Annotated in this window: 10 protein-coding genes and 2 tRNA genes; 7 read left to right on the forward strand and 5 right to left on the reverse strand. The window is 75.3% G+C overall.

The features are described 5' to 3' along the window. Positions 1-130 precede the first annotated feature (130 nt). Positions 131-973, forward strand: coding sequence for a hypothetical protein (locus tag ACUW6W_RS09250; protein ID WP_044658509.1), 843 nt, complete (start codon positions 131-133; stop codon positions 971-973). Positions 974-998: 25 nt separating this feature from the next. On the opposite strand, the gene ACUW6W_RS09255 is transcribed toward ACUW6W_RS09250, so the two are convergent. Further along, on the reverse strand, positions 999-1295 hold the full coding sequence (locus tag ACUW6W_RS09255) for a DUF2516 family protein (RefSeq protein WP_036384680.1): 297 nt from the start codon (positions 1293-1295) through the stop codon (positions 999-1001). An 81-nt stretch (positions 1296-1376) separates the two neighbouring features. On the opposite strand from ACUW6W_RS09255, the gene tmk reads away from it, so the two are divergent. After that, the gene (gene tmk / locus ACUW6W_RS09260; protein WP_002858064.1) at positions 1377-2036 is read left to right on the forward strand and encodes a dTMP kinase; all 660 of its coding nucleotides are present in this window, start codon (positions 1377-1379) and stop codon (positions 2034-2036) included. Beyond that, positions 2033-3223: a DNA polymerase III subunit delta' gene (locus ACUW6W_RS09265; RefSeq protein ID WP_069941545.1), complete on the forward strand. Its 1191-nt coding sequence runs from the start codon at positions 2033-2035 to the stop codon at positions 3221-3223. The genes tmk and ACUW6W_RS09265 overlap by 4 nt, the downstream gene beginning before the upstream one ends. Positions 3224-3252: 29 nt before the next feature. Here ACUW6W_RS09265 and ACUW6W_RS09270 read toward each other — a convergent pair whose 3' ends face one another. Continuing rightward, entirely contained in the window at positions 3253-3987 is a 735-nt protein-coding gene (locus tag ACUW6W_RS09270) for an HAD family hydrolase (protein WP_069941544.1), read from the reverse strand. A 181-nt stretch (positions 3988-4168) separates the two neighbouring features. Here ACUW6W_RS09270 and ACUW6W_RS09275 point away from each other — a divergent pair. Further along, positions 4169-4242, forward strand: a tRNA-Thr gene (locus ACUW6W_RS09275). Positions 4243-4316: 74 nt separating this feature from the next. On the opposite strand, the gene ACUW6W_RS09280 is transcribed toward ACUW6W_RS09275, so the two are convergent. Then, entirely contained in the window at positions 4317-4766 is a 450-nt protein-coding gene (locus ACUW6W_RS09280) for a hypothetical protein (protein WP_044658507.1), read from the reverse strand. Continuing rightward, the gene (locus tag ACUW6W_RS09285; RefSeq protein WP_081339248.1) at positions 4763-5824 is read right to left on the reverse strand and encodes an NAD(P)H-quinone oxidoreductase; all 1062 of its coding nucleotides are present in this window, start codon (positions 5822-5824) and stop codon (positions 4763-4765) included. The genes ACUW6W_RS09280 and ACUW6W_RS09285 overlap by 4 nt, the downstream gene beginning before the upstream one ends. Before the next feature lie 143 nt (positions 5825-5967). On the opposite strand from ACUW6W_RS09285, the gene ACUW6W_RS09290 reads away from it, so the two are divergent. The 3 genes from ACUW6W_RS09290 (at position 5968) to ACUW6W_RS09300 (ending at position 11240) form a co-directional block, all read left to right on the forward strand. Next, a tRNA-Ser gene (locus ACUW6W_RS09290) sits at positions 5968-6055 on the forward strand. 142 nt (positions 6056-6197) lie between these two features. Next, a complete protein-coding gene (locus ACUW6W_RS09295; protein ID WP_148408587.1) occupies positions 6198-8462 on the forward strand; it encodes a bifunctional metallophosphatase/5'-nucleotidase in 2265 nt (754 codons plus the stop codon). 27 nt (positions 8463-8489) lie between these two features. Further along, entirely contained in the window at positions 8490-11240 is a 2751-nt protein-coding gene (locus ACUW6W_RS09300; RefSeq protein ID WP_170748208.1) for an ExeM/NucH family extracellular endonuclease, read from the forward strand. Between the two features lie 83 nt (positions 11241-11323). Here the strand turns inward: ACUW6W_RS09300 and ACUW6W_RS09305 are convergent, their stop codons facing one another. Continuing rightward, positions 11324-13279 (reverse strand): FAD/NAD(P)-binding protein, encoded by a 1956-nt coding sequence (locus ACUW6W_RS09305; protein WP_101967261.1) that lies wholly within the window; start codon positions 13277-13279, stop codon positions 11324-11326. Between the last annotated feature and the right edge of the window lie 85 nt (positions 13280-13364).

The raw sequence follows: 13364 nt of genomic DNA on the forward strand, positions 1-13364 counted from the left end.
CAACTACCATCGGCCTCATACCTCCTGCGGGGACGCCCCGCCAACCTCGTTGGCCCCGGCACGAGTCAACAACGTCATGACCTCTTACACCTAGGCGGACCCGTCCCGCCGCTCCCCTACGCTGGAGCCCATGGTGGAGAAGGCCCGGCGGCTGCGCGCGCGCACGACGCCCGGCCCCGGCCCCGCCCGGGGACCGCAGGGCCACATCACCCGCGGCACGACGGCGGCGCAGCGGATGCGCCGGGTGGACCGCTGGCTCACGGACGTGCACGGCCCCCTGCTGCGGCGCACTCCCCGCCCACTGGCCGTGGACCTGGGCTTCGGCGCGGAGCCGGTGACCGCCGTCGAGATGGCCCAGCGGCTGCGCGTGCAGAACCCGGCCCTCGAGCTGGTGGGCCTCGAGATCGACCCCGCTCGGGTGGCCCGGGCCCGGGAGCGGGCCGGCGACCTGCCGGGGGTCACCTGGGCGGTCGGCGGCTTCGAGCTGCCCGTGCCGCGGCCGCCCACCGTGGTGCGCGCGTTCAACGTGCTGCGCCAGTACCGGGAGGAGGACGTGCCCGCGATCTGGTCCCTGCTGTGCGCGGGGCTCGCCGACGACGGCGTCCTCGTGGAGGGCACCTGCTCCGAGGACGGCCGGCGGGCGGCCTGGGTGGACCTGCGTCGGGACGGGCCCGCGAGCCTGACCGTGGCCCTCAGGCTGGGGTCCTTCGCCCGCCCCTCGGACGTGGCGGCGCGCCTGCCGAAGGTCCTCATCCACCGGCACGTACCCGGCGAGCCCGTCCATCGGCTCCTGGCGGAGGCCGACGCCGCGTGGGCCGCGCACGCCCCGCTCGCGGCCTACGGGACGCGGCAGCGGTGGCTGGCGACGGTCGGCACGCTCCGCGCGGCGGGCTGGCCCGTGCTGGGCGGCCCGCACCAGTGGCGGCGCGGGGAGCTGAGCGTGCGCTGGGCGGCGGTGGCGCCGTCGTCATGAGGGCGGCGCCGACGGCGCGGGACCCTCAGCGGCGCAGGGCCGGGCCCATGTCCTGGCGGGGGCCGGCGAGGTAGACGCACGCCACGCACGCGGCCACGAGGCCGAACATGCCCATCCCGCCGCCGGCGAGCACGCCGAGGAGCCCGACGACGGCGGCGACGCCGGTGAGGATCAGCCAGAAGCTCCTGTCCCGGCCCCCGATGCGGGCGAAGTCGTCGGGGCGGCGCCGGACGACGTCCACCAGCGCCCAGACCTCGAGCCCGAGCGCGGCGATCGCCAGGACGCGGAACAGCCAGTGGTCGACGAGCAGGGCGAAGTGCATGGGGGCGCTCATGCCGGTCAGTCTAGGCGGTCGGCCCGGCCGGGTTCCCTCCCCGTCCGGGGCGGCGTCTAGGCTCGAGGCGTGAGCACCCAGACCGAGCATCGCGGCCTGTTCGTCGCCGTCGAGGGACCGGACGGATCCGGCAAGTCCACCCAGGCCCGCGCCCTGACCGAGGCCCTGCGCGCCGCGGGCCACGAGGTGGTGCTCACGCGCGAGCCCGGCGGCTCGGACCTGGGCGAGACGCTGCGAGAGCTGCTGCTGGACCCCGGGCACGCCCCCGTGGACCCCCGCACCGAGGCGCTGCTGTTCGCCGCGGCCCGGTCCGCCCACGCCGTCCGCACGCTGCGCCCCGCGCTGGCCCGGGGCGCCGTCGTCGTCACGGACCGGTATGTGGACTCGTCCGTGGCCTACCAGGGCGCGGCGCGCGGGCTGGGCGAGGCGCGGATCGCCGCCCTGAACGAGTGGGCCACGGACGGCCTCGTCCCCGATCTGACGGTGCTGATCGACGTGGACGCGGCCACCGCCGCGGACCGGCGTGACCGGCGCGCGGCGGGGGGCGAGGGCACCCCCGACCGCATGGAGCGGGAGACGGCGGACCGGCACGAGGCCCTGCGCGCCGCCTTCCTCGCGCGCGCGGCGGCCGCGCCCGAGCGGTACCTCGTGCTCGACGGCGCGCTGCCGCCGCAGGAGCTCACCGCCCGCGCGCTGGCCCGCGTCACCGCCCAGGCGGCCGACCGATGACGGCCCCCGCCCCCGCCGTGTTCGCGGACCTCGCGGGCCAGGAGGCCGCGGTGGCCCAGCTGCGCCGCGCCGCGGCCGAGGACCGTCCCACCCACGCCTGGATGTTCACGGGCCCGCCCGGCTCCGGCCGGTCGACGGCGGCGCGTGCGTTCGCCGCGGCCCTGCAGTGCGAGGTCGTGGACCCGGCGGCGCGCGGCTGCGGCGAGTGCCACGCGTGCCGCACCGTCCTCGGCGGCACCCACCCGGACGTGACCGTGCTGGCCACCGAGGCGGTGAGCTATCGGATCGAGGACGTCCGCGCCCTCGTGGAGGCCGGCCAGTCCACCCCCGCCACCGGGCGCTGGCGGATCTTCCTCATGGAGGACGCGGACCGCATGACGGAGCGCGCCACGAACGTGCTCCTCAAGGCCATCGAGGAGCCGCCGGCCCGCACGATCTGGATGCTGTGCACCCCGTCCCCCGCGGACGTGCTCCCCACCGTCCGCTCCCGCTGCCGGCTGATCACGCTGAGCATCCCCGCCGTGGAGCAGGTGGCGGAGCTGCTGCACCGCCGCGACGGGCTGGACCGCGAGACGGCGCTCACCACCGCCCGGATCTCCCAGTCGCACGTGGGCATGGCCCGCCGCCTCGCGCGGGACCCGGAGGCCCTCGAACGCCGCGAGCGCATCCTCTCCCTGCCGCTCCAGGCCACCGCCGTCTCCGACGCGATGGCCCTGGCCGCCACGTTGGCCGAGGTGTCCAAGGCCGAGGCCGAGTCCGCCGCCGAAGCCCGGGACGCCGAGGAGCTCGAGGCACTGCGCCGCTCCCTGGGCCTCGAGCCCGGCGAGCCCGTCCCGCCCAAGCTCCGCCACCACGTCAAACGGCTCGAGGAGGACCAGACCCGCCGGCGGCGCCGCGCCGTCCGGGACTCGCTGGACCGGGCCATGATCGACGTCATGGGCCTGTTCCGGGACGTGCTGCGCGTGCAGCTGGGGGCCGACGGCGAGCTCATCAACGAGCACCGTCGGGACGAGATCGAGGCGTACGCCCGCGGCACCGCCGGCGACTCGGCCGAGGTGCTCGCCCGGATCGACGCCGTCACCACGGCCCGGGAGCGCATCGCCGCCAACGTGCCGGAGCAGCTGGCCCTCGAAGCCATGATGCTGGCGCTGCTGCCCCGCCGGGTGCGCACCCCGCGACGTCGCTGAGCGGCCGCGCGGGGCGGGCCGGCGCCGGCTCAGCGGGTGCGGACCACCAGGTCCGGCACGTCGGCCAGGCCCGGCACCACCCGGTCCGCGCCCGCCGCCAGCAGGACGTCGTCCGCGTCGCGACCCGTGCGCACGCCGACCACGAGTCCGGCCCCCGCGCGGCGCCCGGCCGTCATGTCCTCCGCGGTGTCCCCGACCACGAGGACGCTGCGGACGTCGTCGTGGTCGAGACCGAGCAGGGCGGTGAGGATCATGTCCGGGTGGGGGACGCCGCGGCCGGCGTCGTCCGGGGAGAGGCTCAGATCCGCCAGGCCCATCCACCCCAGCGACTCGAGGATCATGTTCTGGGTGTGGCGGGCGTAGCCGGTGCAGAGGCACACGTGGAGGCCGAGGGCGCGCAGGCGGACGAGCGCCTCCTCCGCGCCCGGGACGGCCCGGACGCCGTGCTCGGCCAGCAGCGCGTCGAAGGTCGCCTCGAACGTGCGGGTCGCCGCCGCGGCCACCGCCCGGTCGGCGAACACGCGGGGGAACACGGCCGTGCGCGAGGTGGGCCGGAGCGCACGGAACCGCCGCGCGGCGTCGTCGTGCTCCGGGGTGCCCGCCGGGACGCCGTGCTGGTCCAACGTGCGGGCGAACGCCGTGTCCTGGAGCCCGTGCTCCACGATGGACGTGCCGGACATGTCCACCACGGCCAGGCGGAGGGGCGCGGCTGACGAGGCCGCGGCGGGGGGTGCCGGGGTGCGAGGGGCGTGGGGCAGGCTCATGCGTCTCCCGTCGACGGTGTGTGCCCACCAGGGAACCGTCCCCGTCTGGCCGCGGCGTGGCCTGGGGGTGAACGCCTGCGGAAGGCGCGGGCCACAGTCGGTGGCCCGCGCGCCCGGCCGTGCGGTGGAATCGGGGCCGCGAAACCGGTATGCTCGTCAGCCGTGGCCGTTCACGGTCCGTGCCTCCTTAGCTCAGCTGGCCAGAGCAGCTCCCTCGTAAAGAGCAGGTCGCCGGTTCGAATCCGGCAGGGGGCTCCCCCGGACCCCGCCGCGTGATCACGCGGCGGGGTCCTCTCGTCTTCGGGCCGGCCGTCCGGGGCGCGCCGCCGTCAGAGCCCGGCTCCCAGCTCCTCCGCCCGGTCCAGGTGGCCGAGGGTGCGTTCGGCGTGCCGGCCGACCGACTCCGCCGAGCCCTGGCCGAGCCGGTACAGGGCGAGGGCCTGGGCGGTGGCGGCCAGCTCGTGTGCGGCGCGGGAGAGCTCACGGTGGACGTCGGCGGCCTCGGCCGGGATGTGCTCGCCGTCGCCCTCGTGGTCCCGGTGCAGGCGGACGCACAGGGCACGGACCGCGGGGAGCCGTTCCGTGAGGACGTTGCCGGCGTGGACCACGCCGTTGCGCTCCTCGTGGCTCAGCACGTCCGTGCCCCGCTGGCCCTCCAGCACCTGCCAGTAGCGGTCCAGGGCCCGGCTGAGTCGGTCGTGGGCACGGCGCCACAGCCCCGTGCCGAGCTCGCGGTCGTCGGCACGCTCCTGACGGAAGCGTGCGAAGGGCCCCCTCATGCGCGGTCGCCGGACGGCCGGCGCGCGTCGGCGGGGTCGGTGACGAGCACGACCTTGCCCGTGCGGGTGGCGGAGTCGAACCAGTCGAACGCCTCGGCGGCCTCGGCGAGCGGGAAGCACGCCCCGACGCTCGCGTCGATGCGGCCCGCCGCCACCAGGGGCCACACGGCACGTTCGGCCGCGGCCACGATCCCGGCCTTGTCCACGACCGAGCGGGAGCGGAGCGTCGCCCCCGTGAGCCAGCCGCGCTTGACCACCAGCTTCATGATGTTGAAGTCCTCCGGGACGGCGCCGCCCTGGACCGCGAGCGTCACGATGCGTCCCTCGGGGGCGAGCGCGGACACGTTGGGCGCCAGGTACGGGGCGCCGACGACGTCGAGGATGACGTCCGCGCCGTGGCCGTCCGTGACCTCCTTGACCCACGGGGCGAAGGCACCGGACTCGGCGGCGCGGTGGTCGAACATGTGCTCGGCGCCCAGCCGCCGACCGAGCGCCACCTTCTCCGGGCCGCCGGCGGTGCCCAGCACCCGTGCACCGAGCGCGGCGAGGAACTGGACGGCGAAGGAGCCGATGCCGCCGGTGGCGCCGTGCACGAGCACCCGGTCCCCGGCCTGCACGCCCGCCCGGCCCACGAGCGTCGAGTGCACCGTGCAGGCGACCTCCGGCAGGGCCGCCGCCTCGACGAGGCCGACGCCGTCGGGGACGGCCATGAGCTGGCCCGCCGGCACGGCGACGTACTCGGCGAAGCCGCCGCCGGCCAGGAGCGCGCACACCCGGTCACCGACGGCGAACCGCCCCTCACCCGGCATCCCGGCCTCGGGTCCCAGCGCCGCCACGGTGCCGGAGACCTCGAGTCCGGGGATCTCGGAGGCGCCGCGCGGCGGCGGATAGCGGCCCTCGCGCTGCGCGATGTCCGCGCGGTTGAGACCCGCGGTGGCCACGTGCACCAGCACCTCGCCCGGGCCGGGGTCCGGCACGGGCTCGTGGCCCACGCGGACGACGCCGTTGTCGCCGGCGCCGGTGAATCGCACGGCGCGCATCTGTGCGGGGACGTCCATGGGGGTCTCCTCCTCTGGTCGGGGGTCGAGGGTCGAGGGTCCATCCTCGCGCGCGGGGGCCGGACTCGCCACCGGTCGCCCGCCGGGCCACGGGCTAGAGTGGGTCCTCGACGCGGCGGCCCACGCCGTCGCGGTCAGGCCCGGGATGGTTGTCCGAGCGGCCGAAGGAGCCGGTCTTGAAAACCGGTGCGCGGTGACCCCGTGCCGAGGGTTCGAATCCCTCACCATCCGCGTGCACACGACGAGAGGCGGCGGGCCGGACGGCCCGCCGCCTCTCGTTCACCTGGAGGCCACCTGGATGTGATGGACTCCGCGCGTCACCCCGCCGTCCACCGGCGGCGCACCTCTGTCATCACGCATCCCGGGGAGAGCCATGCCCAGCCTGTTCCGCCGCCGTGCCGTCACCACGGCCGCCTGCACCGTCCTCGTCCTCGCGCCCGCGAGCGCGGCGCCCGCCCTCGCCGTCGAGACGGCCGCCGCGGACGAGACCACCATCTCGATCCTGTCCTTCAACGACTTCCACGGCGCGCTGTCCGCGGACTACATCGGCACGCAGTTCGCGGACACCGTGGAGGACTACCGCACCGCGTTCGAGGCCGAGCACGGCGCCGGCTCCACGCTGCTGACCAGCGCCGGCGACCTGATCGGCGGCTCGAAGTCCGTGTCCAACGTGCAGCAGGACAACCCGACGATCGACGTGATGAACGCGCTCGGCCTGGCCTCGCTGACCGCCGGCAACCACGAGTTCGACAAGGGCCTGGACGACCTGCAGGGCCGCGTGGAGCCCCGGGCCCAGTTCCCGGTGCTCTCCGCCAACCTGGTGGACCCGACGAGCAAGGAGCCCGTCCTCACCTCGCACGCCGTCTTCGACGTCGACGGCGTGCGCGTCGCGGTCATCGGCGCCTCCCCCAACGAGCTGTACGCGACCACCACCGGCGCGGGCCTGAAGGGCAACGAGGTCCTCGACGAGGTCGCCGCCGTGAACGCGGTCGCGGACGAGCTGGAGGCCCAGGACGCCGCCGACGTGATCGTGGCCTCGTACCACGACGGCGCCGCCGGCGCGGGCGAGCTGGCCGCCGAGCGGGCGGCCCGGGCCGAGTTCGACCGCATCGTCGGCGAGACCTCCTCCGCCGTGGACCTCATCTTCAACGCCCACACCCACCAGCTCTACCAGTACGACACCACGGCCGGCGGCGCCCACCGCCCCGTGATCCAGGCGGGCGCCTCCGGCAGCCACCTGGCCGCCGTCGAGCTGACCGTGGGCGCCGACGGCGAGGTCACCGGGCTCACCCCGCGCCTGCTGGCCCGGTCCACGCAGGCCCCCGCCGAGGCCGCCGCGGAATCCCCCGTCACCGCCCAGGTGTACGCGATCGAGCAGGAGGCCGTCGCGGTCTTCGAGGACCTGCAGGGCGAGGTCGTGGCCGACCTGTCCGCCTCCATCACCACCGACTACCAGAAGCTCATCGACGCCGGCGGCTCCTGGAAGGCCGGCGGCACGCGCGCCGCCGAGACCACCCTGGGCACCTGGGTGGGCGACGCCGTCAAGCACGCCGCCGAGCAGGCGAACCCCGAGGTGGACCTCGGCGTGACCAACCCCGGCGGCCTGCGCTCCGAGCTGCTGACGGACCGCTTCACCGACGGCGGCGCGTTCCCGGCCAAGCCGGCCGACCTCGTCGGTCGCCTCACCCTGGGCGAGCTGCTCGACATGGCGCCGTTCGGCAACACCATCACCTACTTCGACATCCCGGGCTCCTCCATCAAGCTGGCCCTCGAGGAGAACTGGCGGAACGACGTGCGCAAGTTCACCCTCGGCTGGTCCGAGGAGCTGACCTGGACCTACGACGAGTCCCGCCCGCAGGGGGACAAGGTGACCGGCGTGTGGATCGACGGCGAGCCGCTCCAGGCGGACCGCATGTACACGGTGGCCAGCCAGTCGTTCCTGGCCGACGACACCTGGACGACGCTCGGGGACCCGACCAAGGCCCCCGACGGCTACACCGCCTTCGCGACCGGCCGCCAGGACTTCGTGAACATGGGCCTGTTGGACTCCCAGGCGATCACGGACTACGCCCGCGCCCAGGACGCGGCCCACGGCGCCGTCGCCCCGGACTTCGGCAAGAACGGCGTGCCGGTCACCGACGCCCCCGCCTCGGTCGAGGCCGGGCAGGCCGTCGGCCTGACCCTCGGGGACCTCGTGGTGGACTCCGACGGCGCCCCCGCGGCGACCGCGGTCGACGTCGCCTTCCGCACGGCCGACGGCACCGAGACCGCCCTGGGCACCGTGGCCGTCCCCGCGGGCTCCGAGACCGTCACGCTCTCCGGGATCACCGCCCCCGCCGCGGCGGGCACGGGCGAGCTCGTGATGACCGTGCGCTACGCCGACGGCAGCACGACCGTGGTGCGCCATGCCCTCGAGGTCACCGCGGCCCCGTCCCCCACCGAGCCGGAGCAGCCCGCCCCGACCCACCCGGGCAAGGGTCATGGCAAGGGCCATGACAAGGGCGCCGACCACCCGGGCAAGGGCCGCGTGAAGGGCGAGGACCACCCGGGCAAGGGCCGCGGCGTGCAGCGCGGCGCCGCCACGCACCCCGTCTTCTCCGCCCAGGCCTGGCTGACCGCCGCGGGCCTGCCGCGCTGACCCATCGAGAACGAGACCGAGGACGACATGACCCCCCTGCCCCGCTTCGCCGCGCGCACCGCGGTGACCACCGCCGCCCTGGCCCTGCTCGCCCCCGCCGTGGCCCTGCCCTCCCAGGCCAGCCCGGCCGGCGACTCCCTCGTCATCAACGAGGCATACACCAACGGCGGCTCCGCGAACGCCGTGTACACCCACAAGTTCGTGGAGCTCTACAACCCCACCGACCAGCCGATCAACCTCGACGGCTGGTCCCTGCAGTACCGCTCCGCCGCCGGCACGGCCGCGACCCAGGGCACGGTCGCGCTGTCCGGCACGGTGCCCGCGAAGGGCCACTTCCTGGTCTCCGGCGGCTCCAACGGCACCGCGGGCGCGGCCCTGCCGCAGGCGGACCTCGTGGCCGGCGGGGCGTTCAACCCCGCGGGCACCAAGGGCACGATCGTGCTCGCGCGCCAGGCGGGCACCGTGACGGACCTGCCGGTCGGCTCCGTGGTGACCGGCCAGGTGCCGGGCGTCGCGGACGTGCTCGGCTACGGAGCCACGAACACCTTCGAAACAGCGGCTGCCGGCGCCCCCTCGGCCAACTCGGACCCGAAGTCCCTCACCCGCACGAACGGCGTGGACACGGACGACAACAGCGCCGACTTCACCGTCACCGGCCAGGTCACCCCGACCAACGCCGCCGCCACCGGCGGCGAGCCGACCCCGGAGCCCGAGCCGCAGCCGACCCCGTCCGAGCGGATCACCATCGCCCAGCTCCAGGGCACCGGCACGGCCACCCCGTACGCCGGGCGCCAGGTGACCACCACCGGCGTCGTCACCGCCGTGTACTCCACGGGCGGCTACGACGGCTACTACATCCAGACCGCCGGCACCGGCGGCGACACCCCCGACGCCACCCCGGGCGCCTCCGACGGCGTGTTCGTGTACTCGCCGGACACGGTCGGCTCCGTGACGCTCGGCGACCACGTCCAGGTCACGGGCGAAGCGGCCGAGCACTACGGCCTCACGCAGATCAAGGTCGCCGCCGACGGCGTGCTGCCGGTCGCCGAGCCCGGCGCCGTGGCCCCCACGCCGGTGGAGTTCCCGCTGGAGGAGGCCGACCGTGAGGCGCTCGAGGGCATGGTCCTCGCCCCGCAGGGCGACTGGACGGTCACGGACAACTACTCCCTCAACCAGTACGGCTCCCTCGGCGTCGTCCCCGGCACGAAGCCGCTGGACAATCCGACGTCGGTGGCCCGGCCCGGCGCCGAGGCGCAGGCCGTCGCGGCCGCCAACGCGCAGCAGCTGATCGTGCTCGACGACGGGGCCTCCACGAACTTCATGCGCTCGCCGGGCAACCAGAACCCGCTGCCGTACCTGGACGCGGACCAGCCGGTGCGCGTGGGCGCGGGCCTGGAGTTCAGCACCGGAGTCATCCTCGACTGGCGCTTCGACGCGTGGTCCTTCCAGCCGCTGGGCCACCTCACCGATGCCACGGCGGCCGCCGTCCAGCCCGTGACGATCGAGGACACCCGCCCGGCCGAGGCCGCCCCCGAGGCGGTCGGCGGCAACGTCACCGTCGGCAGCTTCAACGTGCTCAACTACTTCACGACCCTGGGCCAGGACGTGGCCGGCTGCGGCGCCTACCGCGACCGCGCCGGCACCCCCGTCACCACGAACGGCTGCCTGCCGCGCGGCGCCTACACCCCCGAGGCGTTCGCCCGCCAGCAGGAGAAGATCGCGGCCGCGATCAACGGCCTCGGCACCTCGGTGGTCGCGCTCGAGGAGATCGAGAACTCCGAGAAGTTCGGCCTCGACCGGGACCACGCGCTGGCCCACCTCGTGGAGGCCCTCAACGCGCAGGCGGGCGAGCAGCGCTGGGCCTACGTGGCCTCCCCGTCCGCCCGTCCCGCGCTCGCGGACGAGGACGTCATCCGCTCCGCGTTCATCTACCAGCCGGCCGAGGTCACCCCGCTGGGCGAGTCGGTGATCCTGGACGACCAGACGAACTTCGACAACGCCCGCGAGCCGATGGCGCAGCTGTTCCGCGCCGCCGACGGCACGGCCGAGGGGGCGGCCGGCACCGAGTTCGTGGCGATCACCAACCACTTCAAGTCCAAGGGCGGCTCCGGTGCGACCGGGGACAACGTGGACTCCGGCGATGGCCAGGGCGCGTACAACGCGGACCGCGTGGGCCAGGCCGAGGCCCTCGTGGCCTTCGCCGAGCGCATGAAGGCCGAGACCGGCACCGACCGCGTCCTGCTCATGGGCGACTTCAACGCCTACGAGAAGGAGGACCCGATCCGCGTGCTCGAGGCGGCCGGGTACGTCTCCCAGGGTGCGCTCACGGGCGAGTACTCCTACGCGTTCGGCGGCGCCGTCGGCAGCCTGGACGGGATCTACGCCTCGCCGTCCGCGGCCGCGGCGATCACCGGCCAGGACATCTGGATGATCAACGCGAACGAATCCGTGGCCCTGGAGTACTCGCGCCACAACTACGTGGCCGAGGACCTGTACTCCGCGGACCAGTGGCGGTCCTCGGACCACAACCCGATCCTGGTGGGCCTCCAGCTCGACGCGCCCGTGACCGAGCCGACCCCGGAGCCGGAGCCGGAACCCACCCCGGGTGAGACCTGCGACGGTGTGACCGATCCGCGCGGCGTGCCCGGCAAGCCCGCGAACTCCGTGCGCGAGTGGCTGCGCTGCATCGGCGCGACCCCGGGCCACGGCGGCGACCACCCGGGCAAGGGCCACGGCGGTGACCACCCGGGCAAGGGCCGCGGGCCGGTCCGTCCCTGACGGGGCGCGGGGCGCCGCACCCGGCATGACGACGGCGGGGCCGTCCGGGATCCACCCGGGCGGCCCCGCCGTCGTCGTGGGGTTCAGCCGGCGAGCACGGCCGCCGCGGCGGCGTCGGCGTCGGCGAGGAAGAGGGCACGTCCGGCCGGATCGGCCCCGGCCTCGGCCGCGATCGCGGTGCCCCACTGCACGCCCGAGAGCTGCAGGCCCAGCACGAACACGTGCGCGTGGACCGTGCCGTCCGCGGCCCGCAGCCGGTACGGGCGGGCCGTGACGTCGAAGCCGGTGGCGGGCACGCGCACACCCTCCTCGTCCTCCCACGTCCCGGCCGCGGCGACACCGTCCGCCAGCATCTGACGGACCAGCGGGGAGGCGGCGGCCTGCACGCGGTTGGGCGGCATCATGGCCTCCACCAGCCAGGCCCCCTCGACGACGGCGGGCTCCAGCGAGTCCTGCGCTCCTACCTGGGGGCTGCGGGCCGTGAAGCCGTGGTCCTCGGCCTCGACCACGGGCGCGGGGCCGGCCCAGGTGAGCAGGCCGGCCCGGTGCACCGCGAGCATCTGCTCGACGCGCCACAGGGGCGGGCCGGAGGCGAGGCCCTCGACCAGCGGCTCGAACCAGCCCTGGACGTCCCGGATGCGGGAGGCCTCGGCGATCCGGCCCTCGGCGATCCACGCCTTGATCCGCAGTCGGCCGGCATGGAGCGCGCCGACGGCCATCATGAACGGGGACTCCTCCCCGAGGGCGGCCTCCACGCAGGCCTGCTCCATGAGGTCCGCGACGGCCCGCTGATAGTCCTCATGGGAGGCGAACACGGCGTCCTCGAACGGGGACCCATAGGCCAGGATGTCGAGGAAGCGGCGCCCGGGGGCGTACCGCTGGAGGAGCTCCTCGGCGTGCGCGGAGGTCACGGGGGCGCCGCGGCCGGCCTCCTCGAGCTGGCCGACGAGCTCCCCGAGGAACCGGCGCGCCTCGACGGGCCCGCCAAGGATCTCGGGCTGGGCCCGGACGAGCGTGGCGTAGTAGTGCCGGACCACGTCGCGGTGCAGCAGCGGCCAGAGGTGCTCGGCGAGGTCCAGGGCCCCGTGCCGGGCGGTGAGGGCGTCCACGGCGGCGTCGGAGAGGTAGCTGAGGGTGACGCCGCGGGGCACGAAGGCGTCCACCTCGGCCTTGGGCAGGTACGGGATGCCGCGGCGGGACATCAGGTGCAGGCGCGGCTCGTCCCCCGTCGGCTCGTACCGCAGGGCCCGGCCGGGTCCGTCGCCGGTGCGGCGGTACACCCCGCCCCGGCCCTGGGTGAGCTGGGCCAGCAGGTCGAACGCGTTCAGGCCCATGCCCCGCACGAGGACGTCCGCCCCAGCCTCCACGGTCTCCCAGTCCACGTCCGAGGGGATCTGCGGGCCCTGGTAGTGCAGCTCGTCCCGGCCCCGCGCGGCGGCGGCCATCCGCATCTGGCCGGGGCTGAGCTCCGCAGGCTGATGGCCCAGGCAGAGCACGACGGCGTCCGCGTCGAGCACGGAGACCGAGCCGTCGGCGTCCCGCAGCTCCAGGCGGGCGCCGCCGTCGGGCCGGGGGTGCAGGGCGGTGGCCTCCGCGCGGTGCTCGATGACCTCGGCGACTTCGGGACGGGCGCGCAGCCCGGCGACGACGTCCTTGTACAGATGCCGGAGGTAGCGCCCGTAGACCGCACGGGCCGGGTACTGGTGGCGGCGCACGCCGAGGCTGGCCTCCGGGTGCACGCGTCGCCACTGGTCGAAGGTCTGGGCGGCGGTGGAGGGGCGCAGACCGGGGTTGTCGGCGGCGCACGCGGTCGGGAAGAACGCGGGGGTGTTCATGAGGTACAGCTCGGACTGGTCCGTGCGCCACACCCGCCCCGGCCCGGGGGGATAGGGGTCCACGACGTCGATGCGCAGCCGCCGGGGGTGCGCGTCCGGGGCCGCGCCCTCGAGTCGGGCGAGGATCCGCTCCAGCAGCATGACGCCGCGGGGGCCGGCTCCCACCACTGCGAGGCGGCGATCGGCCACCAGGGGCTCGGACATGGGGCCTCCACTCTCCTCGGGATCGTTTTCACGCCTGCGGCGCGCGTATTCCACACATTATCGGTGGCCGTCAAGGGTCGCGGAC

This window comes from Micrococcus sp. 093350064-1 (assembly GCF_053627955.1).

Coding starts and splice junctions, on each gene's coding strand:
- ACUW6W_RS09295 (WP_148408587.1), top strand. CDS start 6,198: ATGCCCAGCCTGTTCCGCCGCCGTGCCGTCACCACGGCCGCCTGCACC.
- ACUW6W_RS09250 (WP_044658509.1), top strand. CDS start 131: ATGGTGGAGAAGGCCCGGCGGCTGCGCGCGCGCACGACGCCCGGCCCC.
- ACUW6W_RS09265 (WP_069941545.1), top strand. CDS start 2,033: ATGACGGCCCCCGCCCCCGCCGTGTTCGCGGACCTCGCGGGCCAGGAG.
- ACUW6W_RS09255 (WP_036384680.1), bottom strand. CDS start 1,295: ATGCACTTCGCCCTGCTCGTCGACCACTGGCTGTTCCGCGTCCTGGCG.
- ACUW6W_RS09270 (WP_069941544.1), bottom strand. CDS start 3,987: ATGAGCCTGCCCCACGCCCCTCGCACCCCGGCACCCCCCGCCGCGGCC.
- ACUW6W_RS09300 (WP_170748208.1), top strand. CDS start 8,490: ATGACCCCCCTGCCCCGCTTCGCCGCGCGCACCGCGGTGACCACCGCC.
- ACUW6W_RS09285 (WP_081339248.1), bottom strand. CDS start 5,824: ATGGACGTCCCCGCACAGATGCGCGCCGTGCGATTCACCGGCGCCGGC.
- ACUW6W_RS09305 (WP_101967261.1), bottom strand. CDS start 13,279: ATGTCCGAGCCCCTGGTGGCCGATCGCCGCCTCGCAGTGGTGGGAGCC.
- ACUW6W_RS09280 (WP_044658507.1), bottom strand. CDS start 4,766: ATGAGGGGGCCCTTCGCACGCTTCCGTCAGGAGCGTGCCGACGACCGC.